Source organism: Ruegeria sp. HKCCD7255 (genome assembly GCF_013031565.1).
Classification (GTDB): Bacteria; Pseudomonadota; Alphaproteobacteria; order Rhodobacterales; family Rhodobacteraceae; genus Ruegeria.
Genome location: NZ_WQAG01000014.1, coordinates 15,134 through 36,191, shown reverse-complemented (window position 1 = coordinate 36,191; position 21,058 = coordinate 15,134). Strand labels below are relative to the sequence as shown.

The following is a 21,058-nucleotide window of genomic DNA, read 5'->3' as shown; positions in this document are numbered from 1 at the left end:
GTTTCAGACAAGCTCTGTCAACGCGTACGCTAGTTGCACAAAAACTTGCGAAAGGCGGTATTCAACTGCCGCCTCTCTGGTCTTTCCCTGGCGCTTAATTCTCGAGTGCAATTTCCTTCAAACGGACCGCGACGCCCCGCGGTCTGAAGACCATAGACGGGATGGATCAAAGGCCGGTCCTGCGCTTCCAATCAAGTCAGAGCACTCGCTTGGGCATGAACGATATCTTGAAGCTTCTGCAAGACGTCGTGCTGAACCGGTTTGAAAGAAAACCGCCGCCCGCTGGTGGAGCGAGACAAACCGAGCTTTCGATGCGATGCCAAATCGTGCTATCCGCACCATAGAGGGCGAGGCCTTTGGGAAACGTCAAAAATCTATTGAAACAGCAACGTTCGGGACTGAAGCAAAGGCGGGCCAAACAGATGAAACAGATTGCCTTGATCGCACATGACAACAAAAAACCTGATCTGGCCGATTGGGTGAAACGCCACGCGACCCAATTGCGCCCGCACAACTTGATCTGCACAAAAACAACAGGGACTGTGATCCAGGCCGGCGTCTCTTTAGAGAATATCGAACTTGTTAAGAGCGGACCATTAGGAGGAGACCAACAGATCGGCGCCTTAATAGCGCTCGACAAAATAGATCTACTTGTGTTCTTCACAGATCCGATGACACCTCATCCCCATGATGTAGACGTCAAAGCCCTGACTCGTCTGGCGACCGTCTACGACATCCCCATGGCATGTAGCAAAGCGACCGCGAATTTGATTATCGCTTCAGGATTCTTGGAAAGCTAAACTGTTCCATCAATTGGCGTCGGCAGCCCAAGACCAAGCCAGCGGCGATTTTCGTTTGAGAGCACCGCTTAGATGACGCCTCATGCGATGAGAGGCGCCCAGGTTATCTCCCGCCTCCAGCAGATCCAAGATTTCTATATGCTCTGAGCATTGCTCGATAAGGCGGTCGTGGTTCACATCGGCACGATACTCCATGAGGCGCCGCATGCGATTGACACGCTGCAGTGAAACCAGGAAAAACGGGTTTCCGGAAAGCTTGATGACCTCTTCATGAAAAACCGAACCGTTTTGCAAAAGTGTTTCTGCCGGAACCGAGCTGAAATCCATTTCCAGCATTCCTTCCTGCGTCCGCCTTAGTTCAGTCAGAACTCCTCGGTTCAACTCAAAGGATGGTTCGAGCATCGCAGCGGGCTCAATCGCCATACGAAACCGATAAATCTCGTCAAACGCTTCCGGTGTATTTGCCACGGGAAGAAACCGCCAACCATAGCCTTCTTTTCTCTCGACCCACCCTTCACGCGTCGCCCTCACCAGAACCTCGCTTGTGCAGGCCTTCGACCAATCATAACGCTGGCGCAAAAACTGTTCTGTGACTTCTTCGGGAAGCTCTCCCCTTAGCCAATCATCCGCCAAACGATGATAAGGGCTTTGGTCTTGCTCGGGTTGCTGTTCCAGCACCTCTGCAACGACATCAGGATCCAGTTCTCCAACAAAGAACCCTCGGTTCTCCTGACGCTGAAGAAAACCTCTTTGTTCAAGTAAATTCAAAGCTTCTCTGATCGGAGTTCGCGAAACTCCGTAACGATCCGCCAATTGTTGCGCTCCCAGATGCTGGCCCGTTTGCAGCCCGCCAGAGGCGATATCTTGCAGCAATCGTCTGGAAATTCTCTGTGGAAGGTCACTTGAGCGCAAACCGCCCTCCGGCTATTTACTAAGTTGAATTGGCTGAGTAGCACGACATGTTTCAGCTTATTGGTTTTTTGGGCCAATTTGCAACGTCAAAAATGGTTTTTATCGAACCAATGTGCAGCGCGAGTTAAGCGCTCTTAGAGATAACCACAATTCCCGACTGCGCAGTCTTTGGTGCGTTTGTAATCGAATAACGGCCGCCAACCAGCTGCAGCGTGACGCGGTTTCCATCGGCTTGAACCATGTGACCCTTTGCACGAACAACATTTGGATCAGAGGCCAGCGTTTTGGCGAACGCATCCGCATCGACCGTTTCGGTCATTGACAGTGTTTTTGTAACCAAAGGGATTTTGTGAGGCGCAATATCCAGGTCTGACGCACGATCAACGCTTACGTCATCCAATAGTAGTATACGAGCAATGCCATCTACCTTGCTTTCAAGCACACTGGCTGACGGGGCATGGCGACCGACCAGTTCACGACTCAGGCTCGTTTTCTCAGGCGGCGCAAGATCGGTTTTGGTCAGGATCACAAGATCGGCCGATTTGAGTTGTCGCGTGATCGTGTCTGAGATGTAAGTATCGCTGAGAAGATCTGGCAGCGTTTCTGCATCCACCAAGGTCACAACTCCGTGGACCCGGATGTCATCGCCAAACAGGCTGATAGAAGACGCAATTGCACCAGGCAAAGCAACACCGGACGCCTCAAGCAAAATATGGTCAGGGGCCGGATCCATGTTGCGGATCTGCGTCAGCGCGAACATCAGGTCGTCACCATAGGAACAACACACACATCCGCCCGCTAGGGTCACCAGATCGCCGTCCTGCGCCTCGATCAGGTCGGCATCAATAGGAAGGCTTCCAAATTCGTTGACAAGAACTGCGAGGCGTTGCCCCTGTGCATTCTTCAATAGTGTATTGACCAGTGTGGTTTTCCCGGCCCCCAGATAGCCGCCGATGATGGTCAGAGGCAGGCCCGTGTCAGACATCGGAGGCCGCAAAGACAGTACCGCCCAGAACCGTCCCCCAGACGCGAGTTTCGTTCAGTTGCTCCACCCCTTTTTCTTCAGGATCATCCTCAAGAACGGCGAAATCTGCACGTTTGCCCGTTTCGATCGAGCCTACTTCATTGTCCAGATGCAACGTGTAGGCCGCGCCCAATGTGATCGCCCGCAAAGCCTGATCTAAGGTGATCTTTTCAGCCTCTCCCAAGGTCCGACCGGTCGCCGTTTGCCGGTTCATGGCGCACCAGGCTGTAAACAACGGGCCAAGCGGCGTAATTGGTGCGTCAGAGTGGATGGCAAAAGGCACACCTTCGCGCGCAGCGGTTCCAGCGGCGTTCATACGTTCAGCGCGTTCCGGCCCAACCGTCAGATCATAATGCTGATCGCCCCAGTAAAAGTGGTGGTTGGCAAAGAGGTTCACGCATAGCCCCAGCTCTTTCATCTGACGGAACTGCGCGGTGTCGGCCAATTGGCAATGTTGCAGCGTGAACCGGTGGTTCAGTGACGGCGCCTTGCGCAACACCCGCGCCATCGTGTCCAGTACCAGCTGCGTGGCCTCATCTCCATTGGTATGCGTGTGTACTTGAATGCCTTTGCGCAGGGATGTTTCAAGGATATAGGCCAAATGCTCTGGCGGGATGTACCACAGCCCGTTGGGTGATCCGTTGTAATATCCCGGCGCGCGCAGACGGGCAGTAAAGCCCTGAATGGACCCGTCGACAACGATCTTGATCCGACCCAAGCGCAGCTTGTCGGTGGATTGCGGGGCCAGGGCTTCGACATGGGCAATCAAATCTTCGGGGCTGACCCCATGGTGAAAGCGCAAGGGAACGATACGAGCGGGGAAGTTTGTATTTCCAGTTACACGCAACAAGGTCTCGACAGCTTCTTCAGGCAACCGGGCGGCCAGATCGGTGGCGGTGGTGACACCGGCTCGAATACAAAGCTTGCCAAACCGCCACATGCCCGGCTCATCACAAGACAGCATATCGCGGTCAAAACCCACATGGATCGACACCGGGCTCATGACATCGGGGCCGCGCAACTCGCCGGTGGGCAATCCGTCGCTCCCAAGGGGCACACCCTCGTGATTGATGCCCGTGCGCAGCAAGCCTGCCAGTTCCAACGCCTTGGTGTTGACGTTCATGATATGGCCCGACGCGTGCATGATTCCGATGGGCCTGGTCGAAGAAATCGCATCCAGCTGCCCGCGCGTGATCTTCTGATTGTCGAAATAGATCGGATCCAGCGACCACGCCGGAAGCGCTGCATTGGGGTCCTCCAACTTGGCTTCGGCAGCGGCCAATTTGGCTAGCATTTCGTCGACGGTTTTGCACCCGGCCTGCATCTCTCCTTCGGGCGACATCCGATCGAAGAAGCCCACATAGGTATGAGACCACAGGGCTCCTTCCTGCAGATGGCAATGTCCCTCGACCAGACCAGGCATTAGCACCTTGTCGGCAAATCGGTCGTCCAAAGTATACGGGCCCCAGCCTTCAAGCTCATCCAACGTGCCTGTGCCCAGTATGATCCCGTCGCGTATGGCGACATGGCTTGTGACTGGTCGCTGGGGATTCATGGTCAGGATTTTGCGGGCAGAAAAAACTGTAATCATTGGCTGAAAAACCCAGAAAAGAGCGAGATCACCCAAGGCTAGGGGGTTTTCATTGCGCCAAAAACTAGATTTAATAGTTCGAGAAACCACGTTTTTTGGGGGAATATGTGGCGCTTGCGCTGACTCTTAAACAGATGCGCTACGTCGAGGCCGCCGGGCGCCTGAACTCGATTACCGGTGCCTCTGAGGCGATGAATATCTCGCAAAGCTCAGTAACCGCCGCGATTGATGCGCTTGAGGCCGAGCTTGGGTTCGATATCTTCGACCGCATTCCCGCCAAGGGGTTGCAGCCCACACCCGCAGGATTGGACGCGCTGCAATTGATCACGCGCTTCCTGTCCCATCACCGCGATTTCGAGACAGAGCTTCAGGCCATCGGAGGCGTGTTGACCGGAACCATCCGGCTTGCCTGTTTCGCGACTGCTGCGGCAACATTCCTACCCCCCGCAATCGAGCGGTTTCAGGCCGACATCAAGGGTGTTCGGTTTGAGCTGGTCGAAGGGAATATGGATACGGTCATCGATTTCCTTGAAAGCGGAAAGGCCGATTTGGCGTTCAGCTATAAGGAAGTCATCACCCCGCAGCAAAATTTTGAGCTGATGGTGGATCTGCCCCATTACGCCATGGTGAATGCGCAAGACCCAATTGCGCAGCAACCCTCGGTGCGATTGGCCGATCTGATTCACTTGCCAATGATCAGCCTCAGCCTGCCGAGGTCGCGCGCTTATTATTTGGATCTTTTCAAAGAAGCTGGATTATCGGTCAATGTGGCGCATACGTCATCATCTGTTGAAATGATCCGAACACTGATCGCGTCCGGTTTTGGTTTTACCGTCCTCAATGCCCGGCCGGCCACCTCATCGCTCGCGCAAAGAGGGTGCTCTGTCATTCCAATCTCGGATCCGCTCCCGACACGGCCTTTTGGTATCGTAACTCAGTCACGTATCGTTTCGCCAAGACCCGTTCGGAAATTCTTGGAATATTGCGCTGCTTTGCGCGACGAAGGCGTGTTCGAAGAGATGGCGGTCAGGCTGCCCTGACACAACGCCACCCTCTACCCGTACAAACGCATCGCAGCCCAAGCTTGAACAGCAAGGGCCGACTGGTCCTGCCGCTATTCACCAAGAAATGTGGTATATGGCTGCATTAAATCTATTTTGCTGGGAACGTGGCTGAGCCTACGCTCGACAAAAATCCAAAAAACACCGTTTCCAACACAGGAGGTCCGAAGATGACCACATTTCTAAAGGCGTTGGCACGTTCCGTTGCGGCTGCAGCCTTGCTTGTCAGCGCAGCTCATGCCGACGAACCGGTCAAAGGTGGCACGTTGATCACCACTCTGCCGCAAACACCGCGTCACCTGAACCCAGCGGTTCAATCGGGGATTGTGACCGGGGCGCCGGGCGCGCAGCTGTTCGCGGCGCCATTGCGTTATGATGAGGATTGGACACCGCAGCCTTATCTTGCCGAAAGCTGGGCCTGGTCCGATGACGGCCTGTCGATGACCTTGAACCTGGTGCAAGACGCACGGTTCCATGACGGGGAGCCGATTACATCAGAAGATGTGGCATTTTCAGTCGAAACCATCAAAGCAAACCACCCGTTCAAAACCATGTTCGGTGTTGTCGAAACTGTCGAAACACCAGATGAACACACCGCTGTTCTAAAGCTCAGCCAACCCCACCCGGCGCTTTTGCTGGCCATGTCCTCACAGCTGATGCCGATCATTCCCAAACATATCTACGGAGATGGGCAGGACCCCAAATCCCACCCGCGCAACGGGCAGGACGTTGTGGGGTCGGGGCCGTTCAAATTTGTTGAGTTCACACCCGACCAGCAGGTCATCCTGGAACGCAATGACGACTTCTTCATTGAAGGCCGACCCTATCTGGATCGCATCGTCTATCGCATCATCAAAGACGCCGCCGCCCGTTCAATCGGGATGGAAAACGGCGAGCTGCACATGACGACCTTTGAAAACACCGTGCGCAACATCAAGCGGATGTCAGAAAATGACAGCCTGAACGTAACCGATGAAGGCTATGCAGCAATCGGACCGATCAACTGGCTGGCCTTCAATACCGGGCAGGACGGGCCTTTGGCCGACAAGCGCGTACGTCAGGCCATTGCCTATGCGCTGGACAAAGACTTTATCTTGAACGCCATCATGCTGGGTCTGAGCCAAGAAGCCAAAACCGGCATCCATCCAGGATCACCACTCTATTTCCCTGATGTTAATGGCTATGACCTTGATCTCGACAAGGCAAATGCGCTGCTGGATGAAGCCGGATATCCAAAGGATGCAAACGGCATTCGGTTTGCCCTGACCATTGACCACGGGAACCCGACCACGAAACCACAGGCCGAATTCACCAAAGCCTCTCTGGCCAAGGTTGGCATTGACGTTTCGGTCAACTCATTTGTGGACTTCCCGACCTGGGCCAATAAGATCTCGAACCACGATTTCGACATGACCTGGGACACAGTGTTCAACTGGGGTGATCCGGTGATCGGTGTGCACCGCACCTATGACAGCCAGAACATCAAGGAAGGCGTCATCTGGTCGAACACCCAGCAATACGCAAATCCCAAGATCGATGAGCTGATGAATGCAGCGGGTCAAGAGATCGACCCCGCAAAGCGCGCAGAGCTGTATCGCGAGTTCCAGGAAATTCTAGCCGAGGATCTGCCGGTCTATTGGACCAACACTCTGCCCTATCACACGATCTACTCCAAAAAGGTGGGCAACCCGCCTTTGGGCATCTGGGCATCAAGCTCACCCTATGATCTGGTTTACCTGAAAGACGAATAAGACGGTAATCTAACTCCTGTCCCGGTTTTGCCGGGGCAGGTCACTGCTTGGGGTCGCGCATGGCGTTTTTGAAAGTTCTTGTGCAGCGCATTGGATATGCCGTGTTGCTGTTGATTGCAGTGCTTGTGCTGAATTTCACCATGATCAACCTCGCCCCCGGCGATGTGGTCGATACAATCGCCGCAGATATGGGCGGCGCAAATGCCGACTTGATGGCCCAGATTCGGGCCGAGTACGGGTTGGACCAACCGGTTATTGTTCAGCTTGGCAGCTATATCGGCAGGGTCCTGCAATTCGATCTGGGCTATTCCTATTTCTACAATCGTCCGGTCACCGAGCTGATATTCGAACGCCTGCCCGCCACCCTGCTGCTGGTGTTTTCGGCCCAGATCTTTGCCTTGGTCCTGGGCATTCTTCTGGGCGTTTTTGCCGCTCAAAACCCCAATGGGCCGCTCAGCCATCTTGTGACGCTCTTTGCGCTGTTTGGATATGCTGCGCCGGTGTTCTGGACAGGCATCCTGCTGCTGATCGCCTTTTCGCTAAAGATCCCGCTCTTTCCCGTGGCCGGGATGCGCGATGTCACCATTGAGGGTGGGTTTTTCCCGCAAGCTTTGTCTGTCGCGCATCACCTTGTGCTGCCGATGCTGACGCTGGGCTCGATCTTCATTGCGCTTTATTCGCGGCTTTGTCGGGCCTCGATGCTTGAGGTTCTGGGCTCAGACTATGTCAGAACCGCCAAGGCCAAAGGGTTACGGCCGCGTGATGTGGTCATGAAACACGCGCTGAAAAACGCGCTGCCGCCGGTGGTGACACTGGCCGGATTGCAGTTTTCGGCCGTGATCTCGGGCGCGGTTCTGGTTGAAACCGTGTTCTCCTGGCCGGGGCTTGGGCAATTGGCGCTGACCTCGATCCTGGCGCGCGACACGCCAACAATCCTTGGCATCCTGTTCTTTTCCGCCCTTGTCGTGATCGTCGGCAACCTGCTGACTGATTTGGTTCTGCGGATGATTGATCCCAGAGTAAGGGGGAGAGGATGAGCGACCAAACACAGATCAAAGCCCGCTCGCCCTTTGCCGAAGCGTTCGAGATGTTCCGCCGCAACCATGCGGCCGTGGCCGGGTTGGTCGTACTGTTGCTGATCGTGGCAGTCGCCATTTTGGGGCCGTTTCTTTACCCTGGCAATCCCTTTGACATGGTTTGGGCGCCGTTCACGCCCCCGGGGCAGGAAGGCTATCTGCTAGGTACCGATTATCTGGGTCGTGATATCCTGTCGCTGCTGATCCATGGCGCAAAGGTGTCGCTGACCGTTGGGCTGGCCGCAGCTTTCGTGACCGTTACAATCGGCATAACCGTGGGCGCGTTGGCCGGGTTTTATCGCGGGTTGGTCGAAGAAGCCCTGATGCGCTTTACCGAGTTCTTTCAGGTACTGCCCACATTGCTGTTTTCGATGGTCATCGTAGCCCTGTTCGGCGCGTCCCTGACCATGATCACCATCGCCATCGGCCTGGTCAGTTGGCCCGCCGTAGCCCGGATCACACGGGCTGAATTCCTGCGGATCCGCGAGTTGGAATACGTTACTGCCGCGCGCGCTGGTGGGGTGCGCAATGGCGGGCTGATCTTCAAGGTCATCTTGCCAAACGCCCTGCCCCCGATCATCGTGCAAGCCGCGCTTATGGTGGGGTCGGCCATCCTGTTCGAAGCGGGGCTCAGTTTTCTTGGTCTGACTGACCCGAATGTGGCCAGCTGGGGCCAGATCATCGGGTCCAACCGCGAATATATCCTGGACGCCAGCTATACAGTCACCGTGCCGGGTGTGGCGATCTTTGTAACCGTTCTGGCCATCAGCCTTGTCGGCGACGGCCTGAACGACGCGCTTAATCCAAAACTGAGGCAGCGATGACCAATCCGCTTTTGTCCGTCGAAAACCTGCGTATCGAGCTGGCCGCGCGCAGCGGCATGGTGCCGGTGGTTGACGACCTGTCGCTGTATCTGAATGCAGGCGAAACGCTCAGCATCGTTGGGGAATCGGGCAGTGGGAAGTCGATGACAGCGCTTGCCGTAATGGGGCTGTTGCCGTCAATCGGGCAGATTGCGCAGGGGCGCATCCTGTTTGAAGGCGGTGACATGACCCAAATGGATGACGAGACGCTGCGTACCATCCGGGGCAATCAGATCAGCATGATTTTTCAAGAGCCGATGACCTCGCTCAACCCGGTCTACACAGTGGGTGAACAGATCGCCGAGGTGTTGCGCCTGCACAAGGGCCTGGGCCATCAAGAGGCCTGGGCCCGCGCGGTTTCCTTGCTGGATGACGTGCGCATCCCCGATGCCAAGCGGCGCGCGCGCGCCTATCCGCATGAAATGTCGGGCGGTCAGCGTCAGCGCGTCATGATCGCCATGGCCCTGGCATGCCGCCCAAAGATCCTGATCGCAGATGAGCCCACCACCGCGCTGGATGTGACCGTCCAGGCCGAGATCTTTGCCCTGATGCGCGAACTCTCGCGTGAGACCAATACAGCGACGATCCTGATCACGCATGACATGGGTGTTGTGGCCGAAATGGCGGATCGCGTTGTGGTAATGTATCGTGGCAAAAAGGTCGAAGACGGCGCAGCCGAGGCGGTCATTCGGCACCCGCAGCACCCTTATACGCAGACCCTGATTGCAAGCGTGCCGCATCTAACCATCGAAGCTCCGCCTGAGCAAGAACCGGAACCTGCCGCGAAGTCTGATGCGCTTTTGTCAGTGCGGGATTTGACGGTGCAGTTTCCGGTGAAAAAGCGGTTCGGCAAACGCGAGATGTTCATAGCGGTCAATGGCATCAGCTTTGACATCGAGCGCGGCAAGACCTTGGCCATCGTCGGCGAAAGCGGTTCGGGGAAGACAACTGCCGCCCTGGCCGTCGCCCGCCTTGTGGACGCACAGGCGGGGCAGGTCACGCTGGATGGCACGGATATGCTGGGCCTGGACGGAGAAGCCCTGCGCCTTGCCCGCTCCAAGGTTCAGGTCATTTTTCAGGATCCCTATTCCTCTCTCAACCCGCGTCTGCGCGCCGGTGATATCGTGCGTGAACCGCTGGACAACCTAGGCGCCTTCCCGGCATCCGAGCGCGAAGACCGGGTTGCCGATCTCTTCGACAAGGTGGGGTTGCAGCGTGATCAGATGCGGCTTTTCCCGCATCAGTTTTCGGGCGGTCAGCGCCAACGGATCAGCATCGCCCGTGCGCTGTCGACCAACCCGTCGCTAATCATTTGTGACGAGGCGGTATCAGCACTGGATGTGGTGATTCAGGCGCAAATTCTGGATCTGTTGCAGGAATTGCAGCGTGATCTGGACCTGACCTATCTGTTCATCAGCCACGATCTCGGTGTCGTGCAGCAAGTCTGTGATGAGGTTGCTGTCATGTATATGGGCGATATCGTAGAGTTCGGAGATCGGCAATCCGTCTTTTCTGCTCCAAAACAACGCTATACCCGCGATCTATTGGCAGCTGTGCCCTCCATCGAACGCGCTAACAACACCCAAAGGGAACGTCAAACCACGGCTAGCCAATAAAGCTGCACCCCAGGGTGTTGCGCAAGGCTTCGCTAAGCTCTTCGATCGACTCTGTCGAAACATACATCCCACCCGTGCTGTCCGACAGACATTTTGCGACCGAGATACCGTCGGGGAACAAATCGACATTCGGGCTGTCCCAGGCAAACCGATCCGTGGCGACGCGAAAGCCGATCACATGCACCGTCAGATCGGCTGCGGTTGCCGAAAGTTCGGCCCCCAAAGCGCAAGGCGCGCCTCCGCAGGTCTCGTTTCCATCCGTAACCAGCACCACAATTCCGGGATTAGTGCGGTAATTCAAAACTTCGGCGGCCACCCGGACCGCTTCGGTCAGAGGCGTCAATCCGTTGGGATCCAGCAAAGCAATGGCGTCCATCACCGGTTGCGCGGCGTTCTCAACCGGTTCGAATTTCAGGTTGATCCCCTCGCAGGAATTCTCGGGTCCCGGACCATAGGTGATCAGCCCAATGCGCCGGATCGGAGCGATCTGCGGCATGGCATCCTGCAAAGCCGTCCGGGCATCGTCGATGCGGCGCGGTTGATTCAATTGCAGACCAAGCTCTGCCATCGACGCCGAGCCATCAAACACCAACATCGCATCGCGCGTGCAACCCTGTGCGTTTACCGCCGAAACATAGGGCAGAAGGCAAGCCATCATCGCACAGCAGGTTTTCATCGGTCTTTCCATGGAATGATTGAACAGAACACAGCCTCTTGGGTCAACGGCCCAGGTTCGAGACGCCTGTCCCTTCACAACTTTTTTAGACAGGATCTGTCAAACGCACCCTTTCCATTTTGGCTTGGGCGTCGTCTGCCGCTAAGGTGCCACTAACGGGCAAGAGGGAACCAGATGGCCGCGCTTTTCAGCAGTTTCGCGCTTCGTAAAATAGTGTTCAAAAACCGTATTGCAGCCTCACCGATGAGCCAATATCGCGCCAAGGAGGGCCTGGCCAATGACTGGCATCTGGCGCATCTGGGTCGCTTTGCCATGGGCGCCGCGGCTCTGGTCTATGCCGAGGCCACAGCGGTTACGCGCGACGGTCGCCGCACAAGGGACTCGACGCGGCCGCGCAGCGACAATAAGGGTTTTGCGAAATACATCGAAAGCGACGCGCAGGAAGCGTTCACCTGCCAAACGTCGGCACGTGCATCGATTCAGATCGAGCCAGCTTCGACCATGTAATTGTTGGCCGAGCACATCGCGGCGTCATCGGAAGCCAGGAACAATACCATGCGAGCAACATAGACAGGATCGATCAGGTCCGGCAGGCATTGGCGATTGCGGTGTGCTTCAAGACCTTCTGGCGTTGCCCACAATTCTTTCTGACGTTCAGTCATTATCCAACCCGGAACCACGGTGTTGACCCGTATGCGGTGGTTCCCCAGATCGCGCGCCATCGTTCTTGTCAGACCATGGACCGCTGCTTTGGCGGTTGTATAGGCCGGAAAGCCACCACCGGCTTCCCACCAGGAATTCGAACCCATGTTGACGATGGATCCTCCACCATTCGCGATCATCCCCGGTGCGATGGTTTGGATGGCAAAAAACATGTGACGAATGTTGGTTGCTTGGCGTTCGTCCCAGTATTCAGGTGTCACGTCCTTCCAATCATGACGGTCATCTCGCGCAGCGTTGTTCACAAGCACATGCGCAGAACCCAAACGGTCTGTCAGGCGCCCTAGCGCCGCTTGCATCGCGGCGATATCACGAAGATCGCAGATTTCGTAGGTTAAACCTTCCGTGCTTTTTGTCAGAGCGATGCTTCCAGCCTCATCGATATCAAGAAACCCGACCTTGGCACCTTGTGCAGCAAACGCCTTGACGATCTCGGACCCGATCCCTTGGGCACCACCAGAGACGATGACCGTTTTGTTTTTCAGGCTGGGGTAGTTTGCAAATTCAGGCATCGGGTTTCCTTATCGAGGAAGAAGAACGTGTCAAATTGACGTGGTGAAGACAGGTCACCCAGCGTCTTGGTAAGCTCTAAGGTCGGCAATCATCTCACGCAATAGGCTCGGGCCTGGAAGGAACGCCGCGCAGCGCCCATTCCACGGGCCAACAAAATGACTTGGTCTCAAATCGTGTGATATGCATATCGACGTGGTCTCTGGTTTTGATATTGTCGCATCCAACCGCATCGCCACTTTCTTTGACCGATATAAAGGCAGGTGTCCAACCTGTGACGCATTCTGACAAAAATCCAAACTGTTGCGGGCCAGCACGAAACGGCTCTCAACTGGCCCCTGTTGAGATTTCGAAAGATCCTCTGACAAATCAAAAGCTCTGGGCAACCGCTTGCCAGATTCCCGGTGGCAACAGTCTGCTAGGCACCCGCACCGAATTCATTCCAAACGATGGCGAAGCACCGTTGCGTCGAACAAGGATAAAACCGTTTCGCTTAGGTGCTACGACGGTCACAAACGCAGAGTTTCAAGCTTTCACCGAGGCCACAGGCTATGTCACCGAAGCCGAACGGATCGGATGGTCGTTTGTATTCTGGTCCGAGGTCCCGAAAGAGGTGGGGCCGACACAGGCTGTTTCCGGGGCCGAATGGTGGCGGCGGGTCGACGGCGCAAACTGGCGCGACATAAACGGCCCTGGCACACAAGCAGACACATGGCACGCAGACCATCCGGTGGTTCAGGTCTCTTGGAACGACGCGCGCGCCTATTGCACTTGGGTCGGAGGCTATCTTCCCACCGAGGCCGAATGGGAACATGCCGCCCGAGGGGGGTTGGGCGACGTGCGCTTCCCCTGGGGAGACCAGGAGCCCAACGATACCGATGTCTTGCCCTGTAATATCTGGCAAGGCCGTTTCCCGGAGTTTAACACCGGCCAAGACGGTTTTATCACAACGGCCCCTGCACGCTCGTTCGATCCAAACGGCTATGGGCTGTACAATCTGGTTGGCAATGTCTGGGAATGGACAGCCGATGCGTTCAGGATCAAGTCGTTGAAAAAGCAAGTCCGGGACCGGCTAGCGAGTATGCCAGGTTATAAGTTGTCCAAAGGCGGATCATTCCTGTGCCACCGCTCTTATTGCTATCGGTACCGGATCGCTGCGCGATCGGGCACATCGCCGGACAGCGCAACACCACATCACGGATTCCGCATCGCCTGGCCAGACCGCCTTTAGGTTCCGCGCGACCCGCCTGCGACGCTTGCCCTTGCAATGGTTGGTAATCGGAAAATTCCATCCCTCATCACTCGGCCCAGATCAGTTACGCCAATCAGATATTGTTGTTGACTCGGTCAGATGCCAGCCCTTATCGTTTGCATACTAACGACGATAGCAGGAGCGCATGGCCTACTCGCAACCCAGCTTGTTATCTGATGCTCTTTCTGTTCTTCAGGAGGCCGAAACACGTGTTGTGGCCGGTGGTACTGATTTCTATCCCGCCATGCAGCCCGGGCAACAGCCGACATCACTGCTTGATATCACGCGGATAGATGGCCTCTCGGACATCACGCAGGACCACGAGGGCGTCCGATTTGGCGCGGCTGTCACCTGGTCCGATGTGACTAAGGCGGATTTGCCACCAGGTTTTGATGCGCTCAAACAAGCGGCGCGCGAAGTGGGTAGCCTTCAAATTCAGAACGCGGGCACAGTTGCGGGAAACATCTGCAATGCCTCTCCAGCCGCGGATGGTGTGCCGCCATTGTTGGCGTTGGATGCAAAGGTCGAGCTCTGTAGTGCGGAGCGCGGTGTTCGGGTAATACCGCTGAGCGCATTCATCACAGGAGTGCGGCAGACCACTTTGGCAAAAGACGAGTTGGTGACCGCGATCCTGGTCCCCAAATGCCCACCCGGCATGAGGTCCGGATTTGAGAAGCTGGGAAGCCGCCGATATCTGGTGATCTCAATCGTCATGACGGCGGCCAATGTGGTGCTGGACGAACAGGGTAAGGTCGCCGAAGCACGTATCGCTGTGGGGGCCTGTTCGGCCGTGGCGCAGAGGCTTGCTGATCTTGAGGCCGATCTTGTTGGCCAGGATCCGAGGGCACTTCGGATCACGCAGGCGCATTTGGCCCCGCTGGCGCCCATTGATGACGTGCGCGGAAGCGGTGACTATCGCTTGGCGGCAGCTGCCGAACAGATTCAACGTTCTATCCTGAGGGCGATTGAAACATGAACAAACCAGTGACAGAAAAACCGACGCCGTTCCGCCTGAACGGGCAGGATCAGGCCCCAATTCTTGCGCCCGGGCAGCGCCTGTCCGAGTTGCTGCGCGAAGGGCTCGGACAGCGCGATGTCAAGATCGGCTGCGACGCGGGCGATTGCGGCGCGTGCACGGTTCTGATCGATGGCGCACCTGTCTGTGCCTGCCTGACACCGGCACATCGGGTTGCCGGTCGTGAAGTTGAGACTGTACAGGGCCTTCAGGCCAATGATCCTCTTGCCACCCGTCTCAGCGAGAGCTTTCTAGACCATGGTGCCGCACAATGCGGTATCTGCACACCGGGCATGATGGTATCGGCGATTGCTTTGTTGCGCGACGTGCCCGAACCCAGTGAGGAACAGGTGCAAGACGCGCTTGGTGGTGTTTTGTGCCGCTGCACCGGCTACCGCAAGATCATTGATGCGGTGATGGGCGTACGGGCTGTCGCGGTAAGAACTGACGGCGCCGTTGGCGATGCGATCCGGCATCTGGATGGGCGAGACAAGGTCAACGCACAAGTCGCCTATGGCGACGATGTGGCACCAATGGGTTGCCTTGAGATCCTGGTCATCCGGTCCCCCTTTGCACGGGCCAAGTTTGAAATCGGCGACCTGCAGGGATTTGCCCAAGAGGCAGGGCTTGATGCGGTTTTGACGGCGGCTGATGTCTCGGGTCAGAATACATACGGCGTGATCCCTGGGTTCGAGGATCAGCCCGTCTTTGCGGAAACTGAAACGCGGTTTCGGGGTGAAGCTGTCGCGGCACTGGTCGGCCCCCGCGACAGGTTGCGCGCAATTGATCCCACGAGCTTGCCTATCACTTGGAAAGAAGAACCCGCTGCTACCGATGTTGACGCAGCCCAAAGTGCGGATGCGGCGCAATTGCACAAGGGACGCGAACGCAACGTGATGTGCGGCGGCTTTGTCAGCCGCGGTGATGCCAAATCCGCTTTGGCGCGCGCCGATCTCACGGTCGAGGGCCGGTTCCAAAGCGGTTTTGTTGAACATGGTTATATCGAGCCTGAGGCTGGGTTTGCCCAACTGGTCGATGGTCGCCTTGAGGTTCACGCCTGCACGCAGGCCCCGGTGATGGACCTTGAAGGGCTGGAACATATTCTGCGTATCGACCGGTCCAAAATCCGCGTCGTCCCAACAGCTGTTGGGGGCGGGTTTGGGTCGAAGCTCGATCTGAGCGTCCAACCCTATCTTGCGCTCGCCGCACTGAAAACGGGCAAGCCGGTGCGGCTTTGCTATACCCGAACGGAATCGATGCAAAGCTCGACCAAACGGCACCCCTCGGACATTACGGTGACGATTGGAGCCAACCGGGATGGAAAGCTTTGCGGCTTCGACTTTCGCGGGACATTCGATACCGGCGCTTATGCCAGTTGGGGACCGACGGTTGCAAACCGAGTGCCGGTTCACGCTTCGGGGCCCTATCACGTGGCCGATTACAGCGCTCACGCCAAAGGCGTACATACGAACAACCCCCCTGCCGGAGCATTCCGGGGCTTTGGTGTGCCGCAATCGGCGATTGCGCAAGAAAGCCTGTTTGATGAACTGGCCGACACGCTGGGTATGGATGCGCTGGACTTTCGTGTCCTGAACGCACTGGACAACGGAGTCCCAACCGTTTGTGGCCAGGTATTTGACCAGGGGGTCGGCATCAAAGCCTGTTTTGAGGCCCTGCGTCCCGCCTGGGCCAGCGAACGCGCGGCGGCGGCGCAGTTCAACGCCGAGCACCAACAGGTGAAACGCGGTGTTGGCGTTGCGGGCGGCTGGTACGGCTGCGGAAACACCTCGCTCCCGAACCCCTCGACCATCAAGAGCGGCATCTGCGCCGACGGCACAGTCGTGCTGCATCAGGGCGCGATGGATATCGGTCAGGGCGCAAATACCGTAATCACGCAGGTTTTTGCCACCGCACTTGGCATTGATGCAGCCCAGATCGAACGGGTCGGAGCGGATACGGATATGACGCCCGATGCAGGCAAAACCTCGGCCTCGCGCCAGACCTTTGTGTCAGGCAACGCCGCGCGGCTGTCAGGTGAAGCGCTGAGAGCGGCCATTCTTGAGCGGCTGAACGTAGCCGAAGATGCCACGCTCGAGTTCCGCGCAGGCGCGGTTCACGCCATCGATGCCGCCGGTACTCATGTTCTGGACCTTGGATCCTTGGCCGCTGACGATGAGGGCTTTGTGCTGTGCGCCTCCGAAAGCTATGATCCGCCGACCAAACCTCTGGATGAAAACGGTCAGGGCCATCCCTATGCCCAATTCGGCTATGCGGCGCATCTTGCGGTGGTCGAGGTCGATCTGACCCTGGGCACTGTGAAACCTATCAGATTTGTCGCGGCGCATGATGTGGGTCAGGCCATCAACCCCATGCTGGTGGAAGGTCAGGTGCATGGGGGCATTGCACAAGGTCTGGGCATGGCTTTGATGGAAGAGTATATCCCGGGCCGGACCGAGAATTTGCATGACTATCTGATACCGACCATCGGGGATATTCCCCCGATTGAGACAATCATCATCGAAGAACAGGACGCACACGGACCTTATGGGGCCAAGGGCCTGGGTGAACATGTACTTATCCCCACTGCACCCGCGCTTTTGAACGCGATCAAACATGCAACGGGTGTGCGGCTGTACAAGGGACCAGCCACGCCAAGCACCGTCCATGCGGCTATCAACCAAAGGGGCACATCATGAAAGACGTGGGCAAACCCGAAAAGATCCGCTGCGATGCCTGCCCGGTGATGTGCTATATCGCCGATGGCAACTCCGGTGCCTGTGATCGTTATGCCAACCATAAGGGCACGTTGGTCCGGCTGGATCCCCTTACCATAATCCAAAGCGGTCAGGATCTGGTGCCGTTCATGGGTGAAGGCGCGCAAGCAGACTGGGATGGCGACATCATCAAGGGTGGGCGGCAATTCGTAACAGCCGTGGGCGCCGGGACCACCTATCCCGATTACAAACCTGCCCCTTTCATCGCCAGTCAGGAGGTCGACGGAGTTGATATGGTCACCGTCGTAACTGAAGGGATCTTCAGCTATTGCGGCGTCAAGGTAAAGATCGACACCGACCGCCATCTCGGCCATGAGCGTGATGTCGTGCGCGTGGATGGGGAGCCCATCGGCCATGTGATGACCTCGGAATATGGCTCGAAGATGCTTTCACTTGGTGGGGTCGAGCATCTGACCGGTGGCTCGAAAAAAGAAGGCCGGGTGACCTGCGACGCGCTGTTGCGTCTGTGCAACCGCGAAGCCGTAACAATGACCATTGGCGAGGCAGATCACGCCACCGAAGTGGTTGTCGAGGCGGGCAAGCCCCCGATCATCAACGGGGTGACCGAAAACCTGATGCGTGTGGGCTGTGGATCAGCCACCATCGGCATGTTCCCCAAACAGTGGATCGGCCATGTGGACGATGTGGTGGTTGTGGATGACCACATCACCGGTGTGCTCAGCGAACATGAAACCGGCAAGCAGTTGGACGTGCCGCCGACAGGCATCAAGATCAAGGGGCGTCGCTCGACGCCCGGGCGCTATTTCCAGGTGGCCGAACCGGGCACCGGTTGGGGCGGCACCGATATCGAAGATCCGCTGGCGATCCTTGGACCTTTTAATCCCAAAGTGGCCTGGGAAGGGCTGCGGCTGTTCATGGTATCCACTACCGGTGAGCAATTCGCCTACTACGAGTTGAACGCGGACCTTGTGCCAGAGCTCCGCGACGTGCCCAAGCCCCTGGCGCTGTCGGCCCATCTGATTGCCGAGAACTGCGAACCTTCGGTATGCTCGGTCCTGTTCATGGGGGGCGCCGGTGGCAGCTTGCGCGCAGGAGTGACCGAGAACCCTGTGCGATTGACCAAATCGGTCAAGGACGCGCTGACACATGTCTCTTGCGGTGGCGCAAATGCCTATGTCTGGCCCGGTGGCGGCATCACGGTAATGGTAGATGTTCTGGACATGCCCACCAACTCTTTCGGCTATGTGCCGACACCCGCACTGGTGGCCCCGATCGAGTTCACTCTGCGCGTCAGCGACTATGCCGCCTTGGGTGGCCACGTGAACAGCATGCGGCGCGTCAGCGATATCAACGCGACCGAAACACGCCGCGTGCCCCAAAACCCCAAGGCGGGCGACCCGATGGATCTGGGCAATTACCGGTGGAAAGCCCAACCCGAATGAGCGCAACAGCCCGCATCCTGCCTGATGGCGAACGGCTTCATCTGCAACACGGGCCAAGCGATCTGGTCGTATGGGCTGAAGGGGCCCGAGATCAGGCCTATCACGCTGCCACCAAGCGCTTTGGCACCATTATCGCCGAGCTTGTGGACGAACTCCCCGACCTGCGCACCCGCCTTGGTACCCGCAGCGCTCGGCCCCAAGGCGCGGTTGCGAAGAGGATGCATGATGTCTGCCTGCCCTATGTGGGTCAGACACAACTGACGCGCATGGCCGCCGTTGCCGGTGCGATTGCTGATGAGGTGCTGGGCGCCATGACTTCTGGCGCGCCCCTTACCCGCGCCTACGTCAACAATGGTGGTGATATCGCTTTATATCTGGCACCGGGCACATCGTTCAGGACGGCGATCAGCGCCTATGATGGTAAGCAATTGGGGCGCATCGATATCTCGGCCGAAGATGGTATTGGCGGCATCGCTACTTCGGGTCGTCACGGGCGCAGCCTGTCGCTGGGGATCGCCGACAGCGTCACCGTTCTGGCCCGGTCCGCCGCAAAGGCTGATGTCGCGGCGACTCTTGTGGCAAATGCGGTCGATTTGCCGGATCATCCTGCGGTCACCCGACGCCCGGCCCGCGAGGTTGACGAGGCCAGCGATTTGGGCGACCTGCCTGTCACTGTCAGTTGTGACACGCTCTCTGACGAAGAGTGCGACCGTGCGCTGGCCAACGGGATCGAAACGGCCAGAACCTTTCAAGCCCAAGGGGGTATCGCTGCAGCTGCAGCGTTTCTGCAAGGCCGCTGCGCCACCCTCGGCGCTCAGATATTAACCTTCCAACAAGAGCCTGAACATGTCCAAGCTTGACCTGCGCAAGACCGCCTATACGGTCGAAGAAATCTTTCATGAAGGCGGCCCCGCGCCCAAGACCCCCCTTCGCCGAGCTGCTGCGATTGCGGTGATAACCAACCCCTTTGCTGGCCGCTATGAGCCGGATATCCAGTGGTTCATGGAAGATCTCAAACCGCTGGGCCTGCAGATGGCCGGGCGGCTGGTGAACCATTTGGGCGGTGCCGATCAGATCGAAGGCTACGGCAAAGGCGCGATGATCGGCGAAGCAGGTGAGTTAGAACATGGCGCGCTTTGGCACGCGCCGGGCGGCTATGCGATGCGCGAGCTGTTGAACGATTCCAACGCAATCGTGCCGTCATCGAAGAAAGTTGCCGGTGTTGGTGGGCGTCTGGACGTTCCGATAACCCATATCAACGCCTCTTATGTGCGCAGCCATTTCGACAGTATGGAAGTAGGCTTGAATGATGCGCCCAAAGCGCATGAGATGGCTCTGGTTCTGGTCATGAGTACCGGCGCGCGGATACATAACCGCGCAGGCGGCCTTGCCGCCGCAGACATCAAGGGAGAGGATGGGCTGAGATGACCGCCAAGATACGCAAAATTGCCGTTACCATCGAAGAAATCCACGCCGAAATCGGGCGCAAAATAGATCCCGCAACCCGCAAAGCCGTGGCCGTTGCGGTGATCGAAAACCCGTTTGCAGGCGCCTATCAGGAAGATCTGACGCCGCTGATGGATATTGGCGCAGAGCTGGGCGCGCTTTTGGGTCGCAAATGTGTCCAGGCTTTGGGCATCACTCCCGATCAGGCCGAAAGCTTTGGCAAATCCGCAATGGTTGGCGAAAATGGTGAATTGGAACACGCCGCAGCCATCCTGCACCCAAAGCTTGGCGCTCCGCTGCGCAAAGAGGTCGAGAAAGGTGCCGCTCTGGTGCCCTCATCAAAGAAGATGGGATCACCCGGTCAGGTGCTGGACGTCCCTCTCGGTCATAAGGACGCCGCCTATGTGCGCAGCCATTTTGACGGGATCGAAGTGCGCCTGAACGATGCGCCGCGCGCCAATGAGATTATGGTGGCCGTCGCCGTCACTGATAGCGGCCGACCCCTGCCACGTGTCGGGGGCTTGACCCATGCGGATGCAGAGGGCAAAGACGGGCTTCGGTAAATGGG

Annotated in this window: 19 protein-coding genes; 14 read left to right on the top strand and 5 right to left on the bottom strand. The window is 57.3% G+C overall.

Annotation, left to right across the window (positions count from 1 at the left end; genetic code table 11):
* Positions 1-422 precede the first annotated feature (422 nt).
* On the top strand, positions 423-800 hold the full coding sequence (locus tag GOX45_RS19575) for a methylglyoxal synthase (protein WP_171103233.1): 378 nt from the start codon (positions 423-425) through the stop codon (positions 798-800).
* 9 nt (positions 801-809) lie between these two features.
* Here the strand turns inward: GOX45_RS19575 and GOX45_RS19570 are convergent, their stop codons facing one another.
* From GOX45_RS19570 to GOX45_RS19560, 3 genes are all read right to left on the bottom strand, one after another.
* On the bottom strand, positions 810-1,712 hold the full coding sequence (locus GOX45_RS19570; protein ID WP_171103231.1) for a GntR family transcriptional regulator: 903 nt from the start codon (positions 1,710-1,712) through the stop codon (positions 810-812).
* A 124-nt stretch (positions 1,713-1,836) separates the two neighbouring features.
* Positions 1,837-2,697 (bottom strand): GTP-binding protein, encoded by an 861-nt coding sequence (locus tag GOX45_RS19565; RefSeq protein WP_171103229.1) that lies wholly within the window; start codon positions 2,695-2,697, stop codon positions 1,837-1,839.
* Positions 2,690-4,327 (bottom strand): amidohydrolase, encoded by a 1,638-nt coding sequence (locus GOX45_RS19560; RefSeq protein WP_171103227.1) that lies wholly within the window; start codon positions 4,325-4,327, stop codon positions 2,690-2,692. Before GOX45_RS19560 ends, GOX45_RS19565 begins: the two co-directional genes overlap by 8 nt.
* Before the next feature lie 107 nt (positions 4,328-4,434).
* Between GOX45_RS19560 and GOX45_RS19555 the strand changes: the two genes are divergently transcribed.
* From GOX45_RS19555 to GOX45_RS19535, 5 genes are all read left to right on the top strand, one after another.
* Positions 4,435-5,367, top strand: a complete 933-nt coding sequence (locus GOX45_RS19555; protein WP_171132964.1) for a LysR family transcriptional regulator — start codon at positions 4,435-4,437, stop codon at positions 5,365-5,367.
* Positions 5,368-5,558: 191 nt separating this feature from the next.
* Entirely contained in the window at positions 5,559-7,139 is a 1,581-nt protein-coding gene (locus GOX45_RS19550) for an ABC transporter substrate-binding protein (RefSeq protein ID WP_171103223.1), read from the top strand.
* Between the two features lie 59 nt (positions 7,140-7,198).
* A complete protein-coding gene (locus GOX45_RS19545) occupies positions 7,199-8,176 on the top strand; it encodes an ABC transporter permease (protein WP_171103221.1) in 978 nt (325 codons plus the stop codon).
* Positions 8,173-9,039 (top strand): ABC transporter permease, encoded by an 867-nt coding sequence (locus tag GOX45_RS19540; protein ID WP_171103219.1) that lies wholly within the window; start codon positions 8,173-8,175, stop codon positions 9,037-9,039. The genes GOX45_RS19545 and GOX45_RS19540 overlap by 4 nt, the downstream gene beginning before the upstream one ends.
* Entirely contained in the window at positions 9,036-10,694 is a 1,659-nt protein-coding gene (locus GOX45_RS19535) for an ABC transporter ATP-binding protein (RefSeq protein WP_171103217.1), read from the top strand. Before GOX45_RS19540 ends, GOX45_RS19535 begins: the two co-directional genes overlap by 4 nt.
* Here GOX45_RS19535 and GOX45_RS19530 read toward each other — a convergent pair.
* Positions 10,684-11,382 carry a VWA domain-containing protein gene (locus GOX45_RS19530; protein WP_254446099.1) on the bottom strand — a complete coding sequence of 233 codons (699 nt, stop codon included), beginning with the start codon at positions 11,380-11,382 and terminating at the stop codon, positions 10,684-10,686. The genes GOX45_RS19535 and GOX45_RS19530 overlap by 11 nt on opposite strands.
* A 231-nt stretch (positions 11,383-11,613) precedes the next feature.
* On the opposite strand from GOX45_RS19530, the gene GOX45_RS19525 reads away from it, so the two are divergent.
* The gene (locus GOX45_RS19525; RefSeq protein ID WP_254446098.1) at positions 11,614-11,877 is read left to right on the top strand and encodes a hypothetical protein; all 264 of its coding nucleotides are present in this window, start codon (positions 11,614-11,616) and stop codon (positions 11,875-11,877) included.
* On the opposite strand, the gene GOX45_RS19520 is transcribed toward GOX45_RS19525, so the two are convergent.
* The gene (locus GOX45_RS19520; protein ID WP_171103212.1) at positions 11,850-12,602 is read right to left on the bottom strand and encodes an SDR family NAD(P)-dependent oxidoreductase; all 753 of its coding nucleotides are present in this window, start codon (positions 12,600-12,602) and stop codon (positions 11,850-11,852) included. The genes GOX45_RS19525 and GOX45_RS19520 overlap by 28 nt on opposite strands.
* A gap of 242 nt (positions 12,603-12,844) precedes the next feature.
* Here GOX45_RS19520 and GOX45_RS19515 point away from each other — a divergent pair, with 242 nt between their 5' ends.
* From GOX45_RS19515 to GOX45_RS19485, 7 genes are all read left to right on the top strand, one after another.
* Positions 12,845-13,831, top strand: a complete 987-nt coding sequence (locus tag GOX45_RS19515; RefSeq protein WP_254446097.1) for a formylglycine-generating enzyme family protein — start codon at positions 12,845-12,847, stop codon at positions 13,829-13,831.
* Between the two features lie 166 nt (positions 13,832-13,997).
* Positions 13,998-14,828, top strand: a complete 831-nt coding sequence (locus tag GOX45_RS19510) for a xanthine dehydrogenase family protein subunit M (protein ID WP_171103210.1) — start codon at positions 13,998-14,000, stop codon at positions 14,826-14,828.
* A complete protein-coding gene (locus GOX45_RS19505) occupies positions 14,825-17,563 on the top strand; it encodes a molybdopterin cofactor-binding domain-containing protein (protein ID WP_171103208.1) in 2,739 nt (912 codons plus the stop codon). Before GOX45_RS19510 ends, GOX45_RS19505 begins: the two co-directional genes overlap by 4 nt.
* Positions 17,560-19,044: a 6-hydroxynicotinate reductase gene (locus GOX45_RS19500; protein ID WP_171103206.1), complete on the top strand. Its 1,485-nt coding sequence runs from the start codon at positions 17,560-17,562 to the stop codon at positions 19,042-19,044. Before GOX45_RS19505 ends, GOX45_RS19500 begins: the two co-directional genes overlap by 4 nt.
* On the top strand, positions 19,041-19,904 hold the full coding sequence (locus GOX45_RS19495) for a UPF0280 family protein (protein ID WP_171103204.1): 864 nt from the start codon (positions 19,041-19,043) through the stop codon (positions 19,902-19,904). Before GOX45_RS19500 ends, GOX45_RS19495 begins: the two co-directional genes overlap by 4 nt.
* Positions 19,891-20,472, top strand: coding sequence for an amino acid synthesis family protein (locus GOX45_RS19490; protein WP_171103202.1), 582 nt, complete (start codon positions 19,891-19,893; stop codon positions 20,470-20,472). Before GOX45_RS19495 ends, GOX45_RS19490 begins: the two co-directional genes overlap by 14 nt.
* Positions 20,469-21,053, top strand: a complete 585-nt coding sequence (locus GOX45_RS19485; protein WP_171103200.1) for an amino acid synthesis family protein — start codon at positions 20,469-20,471, stop codon at positions 21,051-21,053. The genes GOX45_RS19490 and GOX45_RS19485 overlap by 4 nt, the downstream gene beginning before the upstream one ends.
* Positions 21,054-21,058: the final 5 nt, after the last annotated feature.